At 30.6% G+C, this 12,718-nt stretch carries 12 protein-coding genes and 1 pseudogene; 11 read left to right on the plus strand and 2 right to left on the minus strand.

All coding sequences use genetic code 11. From position 1 onward, the window contains the following. From RH99_RS15630 to RH99_RS15675, 11 genes and pseudogenes are all read left to right on the plus strand, one after another. Positions 1 to 292, plus strand: a pseudogene (locus tag RH99_RS15630) (ABC transporter substrate-binding protein); the annotation flags it as partial. A gap of 271 nt (positions 293 to 563) precedes the next feature. Continuing rightward, positions 564 to 1,325, plus strand: coding sequence for an ABC transporter ATP-binding protein (locus RH99_RS15635; protein ID WP_010240420.1), 762 nt, complete (start codon positions 564 to 566; stop codon positions 1,323 to 1,325). After that, positions 1,322 to 2,125 (plus strand): ABC transporter permease, encoded by an 804-nt coding sequence (locus RH99_RS15640; RefSeq protein WP_010240422.1) that lies wholly within the window; start codon positions 1,322 to 1,324, stop codon positions 2,123 to 2,125. The genes RH99_RS15635 and RH99_RS15640 overlap by 4 nt, the downstream gene beginning before the upstream one ends. A gap of 54 nt (positions 2,126 to 2,179) precedes the next feature. Next, positions 2,180 to 3,100, plus strand: a complete 921-nt coding sequence (locus tag RH99_RS15645; protein ID WP_010240423.1) for a patatin-like phospholipase family protein — start codon at positions 2,180 to 2,182, stop codon at positions 3,098 to 3,100. A 52-nt stretch (positions 3,101 to 3,152) separates the two neighbouring features. Continuing rightward, positions 3,153 to 3,278 carry a hypothetical protein gene (locus RH99_RS19950; protein ID WP_279374465.1) on the plus strand — a complete coding sequence of 42 codons (126 nt, stop codon included), beginning with the start codon at positions 3,153 to 3,155 and terminating at the stop codon, positions 3,276 to 3,278. A 236-nt stretch (positions 3,279 to 3,514) separates the two neighbouring features. Continuing rightward, positions 3,515 to 4,651 carry a hypothetical protein gene (locus RH99_RS15650; protein ID WP_010240424.1) on the plus strand — a complete coding sequence of 379 codons (1,137 nt, stop codon included), beginning with the start codon at positions 3,515 to 3,517 and terminating at the stop codon, positions 4,649 to 4,651. Positions 4,652 to 4,970: 319 nt separating this feature from the next. After that, positions 4,971 to 6,230, plus strand: a complete 1,260-nt coding sequence (locus tag RH99_RS15655) for an efflux RND transporter periplasmic adaptor subunit (protein ID WP_010240425.1) — start codon at positions 4,971 to 4,973, stop codon at positions 6,228 to 6,230. A gap of 3 nt (positions 6,231 to 6,233) precedes the next feature. Then, entirely contained in the window at positions 6,234 to 6,926 is a 693-nt protein-coding gene (locus RH99_RS15660; RefSeq protein WP_010240427.1) for an ABC transporter ATP-binding protein, read from the plus strand. Between the two features lie 31 nt (positions 6,927 to 6,957). Then, positions 6,958 to 8,163: an ABC transporter permease gene (locus RH99_RS15665; RefSeq protein ID WP_010240428.1), complete on the plus strand. Its 1,206-nt coding sequence runs from the start codon at positions 6,958 to 6,960 to the stop codon at positions 8,161 to 8,163. Positions 8,164 to 8,244: 81 nt separating this feature from the next. Beyond that, positions 8,245 to 9,729, plus strand: a complete 1,485-nt coding sequence (locus RH99_RS15670; protein ID WP_035777156.1) for a sensor histidine kinase — start codon at positions 8,245 to 8,247, stop codon at positions 9,727 to 9,729. Continuing rightward, positions 9,707 to 10,396 (plus strand): response regulator transcription factor, encoded by a 690-nt coding sequence (locus RH99_RS15675; protein ID WP_010240430.1) that lies wholly within the window; start codon positions 9,707 to 9,709, stop codon positions 10,394 to 10,396. The genes RH99_RS15670 and RH99_RS15675 overlap by 23 nt, the downstream gene beginning before the upstream one ends. A gap of 110 nt (positions 10,397 to 10,506) precedes the next feature. Here RH99_RS15675 and RH99_RS15680 read toward each other — a convergent pair whose 3' ends face one another. Then, a complete protein-coding gene (locus RH99_RS15680; RefSeq protein ID WP_010240431.1) occupies positions 10,507 to 10,887 on the minus strand; it encodes a hypothetical protein in 381 nt (126 codons plus the stop codon). A 1-nt stretch (position 10,888) separates the two neighbouring features. After that, a complete protein-coding gene (locus RH99_RS15685) occupies positions 10,889 to 12,376 on the minus strand; it encodes a nicotinate phosphoribosyltransferase (RefSeq protein WP_010240433.1) in 1,488 nt (495 codons plus the stop codon). Between the last annotated feature and the right edge of the window lie 342 nt (positions 12,377 to 12,718).

Raw genomic sequence — 12,718 nt, forward strand, 5'->3', positions numbered from 1 at the left:
AAGAGCTATTTACAAAGGCCAAAAGTGGGTAAATAGCAACAGTGATGAAAAAGTAGCTGAATCCATTAAATCATTTTTCCCTGGAACTGATACAAAGCTTATAGCAGAAAATATTAAAAACTATAGAGCTGTAGGGGCATTTGCACCTAATCCTGTAATAAAGGAAGCAGATGTAAACAGACTTATGGATATAATTCAGGGATATCAACCTAGTCTTATTAAACAAAGACCTGCATTTAATAAACTTGTAAATACAGACTTTGCTAAAAAGGCTGTGGAGCAGGTTAAATAGATAGAATTAAAATTAGCATCATGAGAATTTGCTATAATATAGTAATTTTCATGATGTTTTTATATACAAATTTATGTATGATTACAGAACAACATAATATACTTGAATTTTTTTATTTTAGTAAATATGTGTAAATTTGGGTTTATAGGTTTCATTTTACATATGTGATTAGTAAAAATAACATTATAATTATGATTGTCTGTTTTTATATTACACAATATTTATATAACCTTCATATAATATTACATCAGTATAGTATGGGGGATGGAAAATGAAAAAGATTGATGTAGAACATATATTTATGAATTATCACTCCCTGAAAAGTGAGACAGAGGCAATAAAAGATATAAGTTTTAGTTTACAACAAGGTGAATTTTTAAGCATTGTAGGTCCTTCTGGCTGTGGAAAATCTACGTTACTTAATATAATATGTGGACTTATAAAACCTTCACAGGGGAATATATATATTGACGGAAAAAAACTTAGTGGACTAACTTCTAAGATAGGGTATATGTTTCAAAAGGATCATTTATTTGAATGGCTAACTGTATTTGATAATGTACGCATTGGATTAAAAATACAGCATAAATTGACTAAAGAAGCTAATGAGAAGATTGAAGAATTATTAGAGAATTATAAATTGCAGGATTTTAAAAATTATCATCCCAGTGAATTATCAGGGGGAATGAGACAAAGAGTGGCATTAATTAGAACTTTAGCATTGAATCCAGAAGTGCTCCTTTTAGATGAACCATTTTCTGCACTGGATTATCAAAGCAGACTTAGTGCCAGTGATGATATTTTTGAAATAATAAAGCAGGAGAATAAAACTGCAATAATGGTTACTCATGATATTTCAGAAGCCATTTCTATGTCAAGCAGGGTTATAGTTCTTTCAAAAAGACCTGCCAAAATAGTAAAGGATGTTAATATAGACTTTTCAGATGATTCTTTAACCCCTTTATATAGGAGAGAGAATCCAAAGTTTAGAGAATATTTCGATATCATTTGGAAGGAGCTTGAACTTAAATGATTAATGAAAGTAGTGAACATAGACAATATATAAAATCAATGAAGAAAAAGAACACTATGGTTTTTGTAACAAGGATACTTATATTGATTGGAATATTTGCATTATGGGAAGCCGCTGGAGATTTTAAATGGATAGATCCTTTCCTTATAAGTACACCTTCAAGAGCTTTTAAAAGTTTTATAAAAATATATGAGGAAGGAACACTCTTTAGGCATATTGGAATAACTTGCATGGAAACAGTGCTAGGTTTTACTATTGGGACGATACTTGGAACAGCTGTTGCCGTTTTACTTTGGTGGTCTAATTTTGTATCTAGAGTTTTAGATCCTTATTTAGTAGTATTAAACGCACTTCCTAAAGTAGCTTTAGCTCCAATTATAATATTTTGGGTAGGTAATGGAATAAAAGCTATAATTGTAATTGCACTTTTGATATCTATTGTTGTTACTATAATAAGTATATTAGATGGATTTAGGCAAGTTGATGAAGATGAAATAAAACTGTTAAAAACCTTTGGTGCTAACAAATGGCAAATTCTCACTAATCTAATAATACCTGCTTCTGTACCTACTATAATTTCTGCATTAAAGATAAGTGTTGGACTTTCGTGGGTTGGCGTTATAATGGGAGAATTCCTTGTAGCTAGAGAGGGTCTAGGCTTCTTAATAGTCTATGGAGGACAAATATCTCAACTTGACATGGTAATGATGAGTATAGTAATACTTGCATTCTTAGCTTATATTATGTATGAAGTTGTATCATTAATAGAAAATAAAATAAATGCTAAGTTTCAAAAATAGGAAATGTGAAAATAAATAGGAAGATAAAGAGTACTAAGTTCAGGGGGATTATATATGAAGGTAGATGCAGTGTTTGAAGGTGGTGGAATGAAGGGAATAGGATTTGTAGGAGCTATAAATTGTCTTGAAGACAATGGATATGAATGGCAAAATTTAGCTGGAACTTCTGCAGGTTCTATTGTTGCAGCACTTTTAGCTGTAGGATATAGCGGTAAAGAACTTAAGACAATTATGATGGATATGGATTATGGAAAAATGATAAAGAGGAACTTTTTAAATGATATTCCTATTGTAGGCAATATGCTTCAATTAGTTAATGACTATGGAGTATACAATAGTGTAATAATAGAAAAATGGATGAGTGAACATTTAGAAGCTAAAGGTAAAACGAAATTTAAAGATTTATATAAAGAAGGGAAAGTATTAAAAATAATTGCAGCAGATATAACAAGAAGGAGTATATTAATTATACCAGATGACTTAAAACTTTATGGAATTGATCCTTTGGAATTTGACATTGCAAAAGCAGTGAGGATGAGTTCTAGTATTCCATTTTTCTTTAAGCCTGTAAAGCTCAAAAATAATAATAAGATAAACTATATTGTAGATGGTGGACTTATAAGTAATTTTCCTATTTGGATATTTGATAGTGACAGTTCACCTAAATGGCCCACTTTTGGATTTAAGTTTGTTGACCATTCTAAAAAGGGTTTAGTTATAAAAAAAGATAACTTTATCTCATATTCTATAGACACTATAAATACTGCTCTAAGTAGAAATGAAGAAGTATATGTAGGAGATAAAAATGCATTTAGAACAATCAGTATACCTACAAAAGGAGTAAAAACTACAGATTTTAATCTATCTAAGAAAAAGACAATGGAACTGTATAATTCAGGTTATGATAGTGCTAAAGAATTTATAAATAGCTGGGATTTTTCTAATTATATATTGAAATATAGAATGCAATTATAGGAATAAAAATACTTTCATTAGCTAAAAATATTTCATGAGAGGAAGTGATTTTATGTCTCATGAAGTTGGAAAAAAGAAAACAAGAAAACAGGCTATGAAGAATTCAAAGCCAGAAGAAATTCATGTAGATGAAGTAAAAAAACATACAACTAGTGGTGTAATAAAGGGAGAAAGGTAGATTTAAAACTCCTAAGGTGGATAAAGAACTAAATTTTTAGGGCTTTATCCATAATTTTTTTTGATGATTATTATATTAATAAAACCATAATGAGCCATAATAATAGTTTATTATCATGGGAAAAAGAAACTTATTCATGGTGAAAGCTATGGTAATTGACACTTAGTATATAAGAATGTAAAATAATGAGTAGTTATTAAAATGGATTAGAAATATTTATACAAAGGGGATTAAATATGAAGAAAAACATGAAGATACTGCCAATTATATTTGCTGTTTTGCTTACTATAAGTATTCTTGGGGATAATTCAAATTATTTTAACACATTTAAAAAGTTTTTGTTAAACAAAGGTAGAAATAATATAGTATTATTTGCACCAGGAGATAATTCTACTAATTCAGGGTCAGAAATCTCCACGCCAAATGAAAACACTGGAGATTCAGCGGGACAATCACCTGATTCTAATTCATCAACAACCGGTAATTCCTCAGGGAGTAGTTCATCTGGCAGTGCTGAAACTCCTGTAAATACCAATGAAAATAATTCAACCACAACGGATGAGACTAATAGCCCAAGTAATCCACAACCAGTAGTTGAACCACAACAACCAGTTGAACCACAACAAACACCTGCGGCCCCTGCATCAAAGCCAGTTGAAAATAATGTTGTTCCTTCTAAAAAGACTACAAATTCATCATCAGAAAGTTCAACTAGCAATTATAGTAAAAGTAAAATTAAAAATAGTACAAGCACTAATAATAGTACTTCAAGCGGTAGTAGTACTTCAAATACTAAAGATACTACTAGCAAACAGGAACAGGTGGAAAGTAAGACTACAGAAAATCCAGAAGTACAACCAGTGGTAAGTGATAGCAATGTTCAAGTTAATAATCAAGAACAAACTAAGGACTCTGCCGTGCTTCTAATTAGGTCAAGTTTAAATAAAGGAGATATAAATTTAAATGATAAATCCAGTGGAATAAAGCTAATTTGTGACAATCCAAATTTTAAAGAAATATATTATTTGTTTTCCGAGAAAAAGGATGTAAGTCATGATGGAAAATGGATAAAATATTCTTCACCTTTAAAATTCGATAAAAATGGTACATGGTATATACAATATAAAGCAATAGATAAGACTGGAAATGAGAGTTATGGAAATTTTGGACCTTATAAAGTATCCTATGAATACAAAACTTTAGGTAGCAATGTATCTGATAATTCATTTAAGAAAAAAATTATAGGTTTTTCAATGATAATTGTTATAATAATTTTGGCTGCTATTTATATTATAAAAACAAACAAGTCACCCTATTCAAGCTTAGATAGAGATACTGATAACAAAAAAAGAAGATTTCATTTAGGAAAGTAATTATAATATAAATACTTTAGAAAAATTTAAGAATTATTTTATGAATAATTTAAGAACTAATTATATAATTAAGGCATATGAAAATAAATAATAAGTCAAAGATGCGACGGATATTTTGAATTGAGCAAGGAAACAGGTTCCGCAGATAGTGAGCTATCAAAGGGTTCTGTTGACGCAGTAGGATTCAAAATAGACTAGCATATTGACTAGTTATTTATTTGAATGTGCCTTATACAGAAAATAATTAAAGGCATCCTAGAACAAATGATAAGTATAGGATGTCTTAATTTATAAATTTACAAGGGGGATATAATTTACTATGAAAAAGAAAGTAATTATCGGTATTATAGTAGCAGTAGTTGTTGTAGGAATAGTGGGATTGAGAGTATCAGCTAGAAATAAAGGCAATTTTGTGGCTGTTAAAACTGCAAAGGTTACTAAGGGAAACATAAATGCTTATCTATCTACCACAGCCACTATAAAATCAAAAAATGGTAAGAACTATTTTATACCACAACAAGGTAAAGTTAAAACTGTAAATGTAAAGGTAGGAGATAAGGTAAAGAAGGGTGATGTACTGGTAACCTATCAAGTACAGGATTTAAGTGGGCCAGTAAAGCAAGCACAAATAAGTTTAAATACGGCTGAAAGTCAAAAACAGGATTTGCTAAATACAGTATCAAGTAATAATCAAAAACTTTCTGATATAAATAATCAGATAAACGATACTAAAAATCAAATAAATAAACTAACTGATCAACAGAAAAAAGATCCTAATTTTCAAAAAGATGGAGGAGCTACTCAGCTTCAACAATTAAATTCTACACTTTCCCAATTAAATACTTCGAAAAGTTCAATACCAGATTCATCAGAAAAGCTAAAACAAGCTGACAATCAAATAAAATTAGCACAAGTAAATTTGGATACTGCAAATACAAATGCAGCACAAAGTACTGATAAAAATGTAGCGGATTTTGATGGAGTTGTTACAGTAGTAAATGCAGTTGTAGGAAGTTCACAAGCAGTAGGTGCTTCATCATCAGCTGGAAGTTCATCTGCAGGAGCAGCAGTAACAATTGAGGACCAGAGTAATTTACAAGCAGAGGTAAACTTAGATAAATACAGTGCATCGGAAGTAAAAGTAGGACAAACTTCTGATTTAACTTTTGCAAATAAGGATTATAAGGGAAAGGTATCCTATGTAGCACCAGCAGCTGAAACAACAACATCTACTTCAGGACAAACAACAATTCTGCCAGCAGATATAGATATTGATGCACCTCAAGATGGCCTTGTAGAAGGTTTTGATGCAGATGTAAACATATTAATTGGACAAGTTAATGACATTATAAAGGTTCCTACAGAAAGTATAAAGACAGATAAGTCTGGAAAAAATTATGTGTTTGTTGTATTAAATAATAAAGCAGTACAGAAAGAAGTACAATTAGGATTACAATCAGATACAGAAGCTCAGATAAATAGTGGAGTAAATATTGGTGACAAAGTTATACTTAATCCAAGTGCATCAATGCAGAATGGTACAGCAGTGAAAGATAGCACAAGTACAGGAGGCAAGTAAAATATGATTGAAGTTACAAATATAGTTAAAAAATATGTAACTGGAGATATAGATTTTACTGCATTAAAAGGAGTTAATTTAAAAATTCAAAAAGGAGAATTTACTTCAATTATGGGTCCTTCTGGATCAGGAAAATCTACTTTTATGAACATATTGGGTTGTCTTGATAAAATGGATAGCGGAATATATATGTTAAACGGAAAAGATGTCTCCAATTTAACGGGTAATGAACTAGCTGCGGTAAGAAATAAAGAAATAGGATTTGTATTTCAAGCTTTTAATTTATTGCCAAGACTAACAATATTGGATAATGTTGCACTTCCAATGGTTTATGCAGGTGTTCCGGCAAAGGAAAGAAAAGAAAGAGCCATGGAGGCTTTGGTAAAGGTGGGCCTTGGAGATAGAGTTAAACATAAGTCAAATGAAATTTCTGGTGGACAGAAGCAAAGAGTCGCAATAGCAAGGGCAATAGTGAATAGGCCCAACGTTATTATGGCAGACGAGCCAACAGGAAACTTGGATACAAAATCTACTTTTGAAATAATGAAGATTTTTCAGGATTTAAATGATGAAGGTTCTACAGTGGTTATGGTAACTCATGAACCAGATGTTGCCGTTTATACTAAGAGAATTGTAAGATTTACGGATGGAGAAATAATAACGGATGAAGCAGTAAAGGATAGGGTAAGATTATAAGATTGCTTTGTAAAGGAGGTTAACAGTTAGCATGAGTTTTCTAGAGAGTTTTAAAATAGCACTTGAAAGTATTAAAGCAAATAAAATGAGATCCTTTCTTACTATGCTTGGAATTATTATAGGAATCAGTTCTGTAATAGCAATTGTATCACTAGGACAAGGTGGTCAAAGTGCGGTTACGGATCAGTTTAATAAAATAGGAGCGACAACGGTAACTATAGGTATTGATGCAACCAAAGCACAGCAAAGTGATTATTTCACTTTAAAGGATGCAACTCAAATAAAAAATAATGTAAGTACTATAAGATATGTAAGTCCAACAGTTCAAGAAAGAGGCCTTGCAGCAACGGGTATTGCATCTAAAAATGCCACTATAACTGGAGCCACTATTGACTATGCAGACATTCAAAATGAAGAGATAATTTATGGCCGATACTATAATGAAATGGAAGAAAATGAAGGAAAGGCTGTGGCTATTATAGATGAAAGTGCAGCAAAGACTTTATTTGGATATTCAGATGCGGTAGGGAAAACTATGGATATTGGGCCTGGAAATGGAAGTAAAAAGGTTACTATTGTAGGGATAAAGGCATCTTCAAATATGTTTGGCGGTGGTCCAGATAATATGCCAATTAGTGTAGAGGTTCCTATTACATTATTACAGACTATATATCCCAATAATTTTCAAATAAATAGTTTAACTATATCAGCGGATTCAAAGGAGCATGCGGAAGATGCTGGAAATAGTGCTGTTAGTATACTTGAAAGTAGACATAATAACAGAGGAAAAAGTATATACACAGCAACTAATTTATTTCAACAACTTGATCAGATAAATAAGGTACTTGGAATATTTACAAGTTTCATAGGAGCAGTTGCTGCAATTTCCTTGGTAGTTGGTGGTATAGGAGTTATGAATATAATGCTTGTATCAGTAACAGAAAGAACAAGGGAAATTGGTATAAGAAAAGCTATTGGAGCTACAACTCAAAATATAATGATACAGTTCTTAACGGAGTCTGTTATAATTTCTCTTATTGGTGGAATAATTGGAATGATAATTGGAATTGGTGGAGCAGAACTTGCTGGAATGGCTGTAAATGTTGTACCGGTAATATCACCAGTAGTAGTAATAGCTGCTATACTATTTTCATCAGCAGTAGGAATATTTTTCGGAATATATCCAGCTAAGAAGGCAGCAGCACTTGACCCAATTGAAGCACTAAGATATGAATAAAATAGCTTAAAACAAAGGGGCTGTCTCACAATGCATATCTATGCATTGCGGGACAGCTTTTTAATAGAATTTGGAGGAAATATGTCAATAAGACGAAAACTCACTATATCCTATATTGCCATGTTATTAATACCAATTATATTATTTGTAGTTGTTACAGCATTTATAGGTATAATTTTTAGAAATAGATTAGGAAATGTTTATAATGTTGGCTTTGAAGGAGCACCAATAGAGAATATTATTCAAAAGGACTCAAAGGCAATAGATAACATAAAAGAATATATTCTTAAGAATAAAAAAAATTTATCAAAAGATGAGTTTTTTTCAGAACAAGAAAAATATTTAAATAAGCATACAGGAATAATTGTAAGAAAAGATGAGGATTTGTTGTATATATCTCCATTTCTAAAAAATAGTTTTACCTATAGTTTATTACCTCAGTTTGACAGATATGATAATAGCAATAGGCTTGACTTTTTAAAGCAAAATAAATTTGTAATACTAAAACAATATGATTTTTACATGGAGGATGAGAGTAAAATATCCATATTTTTAGTTTTAAATACTACCTCTAGTGAACGTATTTTTTATGAGTTTATTGCTCTAGAAATAGGTATATTGATAGCAATACTAATTATTACTAATGGAATACTTACATTTTTGGTATCAAAAAGTATAGTTACCCCTTTGGAAAAACTTAAAGATAGTGCAGTATTGATAAAAAATGGTAATTTGAATTTCAAATTAGATAGTGATGAAAGTGATGAAATTGGAGAATTAAGTAGAGTATTTGAAGAGATGAGATTTAGGTTAAAAGAATCAATTGATATGCAGCTCCAATATGAAAATAACAGAAAAGAGTTGATTTCTAATATATCACATGATTTGAAAACCCCTGTAACCGCGATAAAGGCTTATGTAGAAGGAATAAAGGATGGTATAGCTGATACTCCAGAAAAGATGGATAGATATATCAATACTATATATGTAAAGACTATAGATATGGATAGACTTATAGAAGAATTATTCTTATTTTCCAAACTAGATTTAAAGAAGATTCCGTTTAACTTTGAAAAGGTAGAACTTTTAGATTATTTGAATGATTGTATAGACGAACTTAGATTTGATCTGGAAAAAAAGAATATTAGTATAACACTTACAAATGAGTTGAGAGATGATGCCTACGTAGTTGGTGATAGAGAAAAGCTGAAGAGGGTTATAATGAATATAGTTGAAAACTCTGTTAAATATATGAACAAGGAAAGAGGAGAAATACATATTAAAGTTAATAGAGATAAGGAATGGATATTCGTAAGTTTTAAAGATAATGGCATGGGAATATCTAAAAGGTCATTAAAATATGTATTTGATAGATTTTATAGAGCTGACAGTTCAAGAAATTCTAACACTGGTGGAAGTGGTTTGGGCCTTGCTATTTCAAAAAAAATCATAGAAGAACATGGTGGAGAAATATGGGCTGAAAGCTATGAAAATCATGGTACTAATATAATATTTACATTAAAAAAATGGAGAGATGATTATATTGAAAAGGATATTAATAGTTGAGGATGAGCGAAGCATAGCAGAACTTGAAAGAGATTATCTTGAAATCAATGGTTATGAAGTGGATATAGAGTGTAGTGGGGATAAAGGATTAATTCAAGCAAAAAATAATAGCTACGATCTATTAATACTAGATATAATGCTTCCAGAAATAGATGGATTTGAAATATGCAGAGAAATGAGAAAAATAAAAGATATACCAATTATAATGATTTCTGCTAGAAAAGAAGATATAGATAAAATAAGGGGGCTAGGACTAGGAGCAGATGATTATGTTACTAAACCATTTAGTCCAGGCGAGCTTGTGGCGAGAGTTAAAGCACATTTGTCAAGATATGAAAGGCTTATAGGAAATAAAGAAGATAAAAAAGATGAGATTAAGATTAGAGCTTTAACTATAGACAAGGTATCAAGAAGAGTATTTTTAAATGATAATGAACTTATTCTCACCACAAAAGAATTTGATTTATTAGCTTTTCTAGCATCTAATCCTAATAGAGTTTATACAAAAGAAGCATTATTTGATAGGATATGGAGCATGGATTCCATAGGAGATTTAGCAACTATTACTGTACACATAAGAAAGATAAGAGAAAAAATAGAGATAGATCCTTCAAATCCTCAATATATTGAAACTATATGGGGGGTGGGATATAGGTTTGCAATTTAAATAATTTAAAATTTAGTTAATGACTTTACCAATGATTAATAAACTTAGAGGGACGTGTGATCCCTTTAAGTTTATATTCATTATCTAGCGGATAGTCATTGAATAAAATTTTATTTATGATGTGTACATTCACTAGAACAACTGGATCCTTTAGAACAACCACTACAACCGCCTTTAGAGCAAGAGGCTGAACTCTTTGAACTATTATCAAAAGGTTCACACTTTAGCATAAAGGTGGAATTTTCGTATTTTAACTGTATACTTTTTATATTATCTTTTATGTTTCTTGAATAGACAATAGAAATATCATTATATTTTTCAATGAAATCATTTTTATTTATCTCATCTAGAAGTATATCTACTTTAGCATTTTTACAGCAGGAGCTAACATAGGAAAATTTTACACAGTTGTATTCCTTATGTGCTAACAAGAGTTTAAGTAAATTTGTGTAAGCTTCTTTTGATATTTCAATTTGGGGATTATTGTTCATTTTATTCTCCTTGTTCTTCGTATGTATCTGAATAACAGTGTAATAGGCTTTGTTTTAAATCCCATAGTTTATTTGAAAGATCTACATAATAGTTATGAGGATTTTCTAATCTTAAAACTTCTGGCCAAAGTTTATTGCTTTCAGTTTCGGCAAATTCCTTTATATCATTTACACTAGGACTTTCATAAATAGGTTCCCCATTTTTAAATATTTCAACCATTAATTCTTTGACATAATAGTTTTTTAATTTTTTCTTTTTCCAGGTATAAGTTGGATTAAATAGTTCTAGTTTTTCATTTTCATCAATTACTTCATCATGTAATGTAATTAAATCAGCTATTGCCTTATCAGTGGATTTATCAAATACTCTATATATTTTTTTAAAGCCTGGATTTGTAATCTTTTCTTCATTTTCACTTATCTTTATCTTTGGTGTAATAATATTATTTTCTTCTACCGCGGATAGTTTATATACTCCACCGAATACAGGTTCTGATTTTGCAGTTATTAATCTTTCACCTACGCCAAAACTATCTATACAAGCACCTTGAGCTAATACATCAGTTATTATATGTTCATCTAGAGAATTTGAAATGGTTATTTTGGCATCTTTATAACCAGCATCATCTAATATTTGCCTGCATTTTTTAGAAAGATAGGTTATATCTCCACTGTCTATTCTTATTCCCTTAGGTCTTATACCCTGTGGTTTTAAAACTTCATCGAAAACTTTTATAGCATTTGGTAATCCTGATTTTAATACGTTATAAGTATCTACTAATAGTAAACAATCATCAGGATAGGCGTTTGCCCAGGCTTTGAAGGATTCATATTCATTATCAAAAAGTTGTACCCAGGAATGAGCCATAGTTCCTATAGCAGGTATTCCAAACATTTCTTCTGATATTGTACAAGCAGTAGCGCTGCAACCGCCGATAACAGCAGCACGAGAACCATAAATGGCGCCGTCATAACCCTGTGCTCTTCTAGATCCAAATTCCATTACTGGTCTACCAGCGGCAGCTCTACATATTCTATTGGACTTTGTAGCTATGAGAGTTTGGTGATTAATAGTTAAAAGTATCATAGTTTCTACAAATTGAGCTTGTATTGCTGGTCCCTTTACAGTAACTAGAGGTTCATTTGGAAAAACTGGATTCCCTTCTGGTATAGCCCAAACATCGCAGCTAAATTTAAAATTTCTTAGATAATCTAAAAACTCATCAGAAAATCCGCTTTTAGATTTTAGATATTCTATATCATTTTTGGTGAATTCAAGACTGGATAAGTATTCAATTAACTGGGTAACACCAGCCATAATACAATATCCTCCCCCATCTGGTATTCTTCTAAAAAACATATCGAAATAAGCAATTTTATCTCCTACACCATTCTTAAGATAACCATTACCCATGGTAAGTTCATAAAAGTCAACAAGCATAGTAAGATTTCTCTCATTTCGTACATCAAAATTTTTAGTAAGTTCCATAAAAAAACTTCTCCCATCTTTTTAAATAAATATAAATTGTATATAATGTATAATAAATAGAATTATATCTATTGTAATCCCTAATGATTTTTTACACAATAGTTTTCCAAGTTATCAGATTGACATGCAATGGATAATTTGTATAAAATTAGTGAGATCATAAATTAAAACTGAGAAAGATTTATTATGTAATTGATAGAGATAAAAATGCTAGTATAAATCTTGCAAATACAAAAATATACAAGGTTGCATAAATAAATTATAAAAAGCAATTGTATATATGTACGATGGGCTACATCTTTTAGTTGTAGATTGCAGGGTAAAAGAGCCAATAAAGCAAAG

Source organism: Clostridium arbusti SL206, assembly GCF_000246895.1.
Classification (GTDB): Bacteria; Bacillota; Clostridia; order Clostridiales; family Clostridiaceae; genus Clostridium_I; species Clostridium_I arbusti.

Coding starts and splice junctions, on each gene's coding strand:
- RH99_RS15655 (WP_010240425.1), top strand. CDS start 4,971: ATGAAAAAGAAAGTAATTATCGGTATTATAGTAGCAGTAGTTGTTGTA.
- RH99_RS15645 (WP_010240423.1), top strand. CDS start 2,180: ATGAAGGTAGATGCAGTGTTTGAAGGTGGTGGAATGAAGGGAATAGGA.
- RH99_RS15670 (WP_035777156.1), top strand. CDS start 8,245: ATGTCAATAAGACGAAAACTCACTATATCCTATATTGCCATGTTATTA.
- RH99_RS15650 (WP_010240424.1), top strand. CDS start 3,515: ATGAAGAAAAACATGAAGATACTGCCAATTATATTTGCTGTTTTGCTT.
- RH99_RS15685 (WP_010240433.1), bottom strand. CDS start 12,376: ATGGAACTTACTAAAAATTTTGATGTACGAAATGAGAGAAATCTTACT.
- RH99_RS15635 (WP_010240420.1), top strand. CDS start 564: ATGAAAAAGATTGATGTAGAACATATATTTATGAATTATCACTCCCTG.
- RH99_RS19950 (WP_279374465.1), top strand. CDS start 3,153: ATGTCTCATGAAGTTGGAAAAAAGAAAACAAGAAAACAGGCTATGAAG.
- RH99_RS15640 (WP_010240422.1), top strand. CDS start 1,322: ATGATTAATGAAAGTAGTGAACATAGACAATATATAAAATCAATGAAG.
- RH99_RS15665 (WP_010240428.1), top strand. CDS start 6,958: ATGAGTTTTCTAGAGAGTTTTAAAATAGCACTTGAAAGTATTAAAGCA.
- RH99_RS15660 (WP_010240427.1), top strand. CDS start 6,234: ATGATTGAAGTTACAAATATAGTTAAAAAATATGTAACTGGAGATATA.
- RH99_RS15680 (WP_010240431.1), bottom strand. CDS start 10,887: ATGAACAATAATCCCCAAATTGAAATATCAAAAGAAGCTTACACAAAT.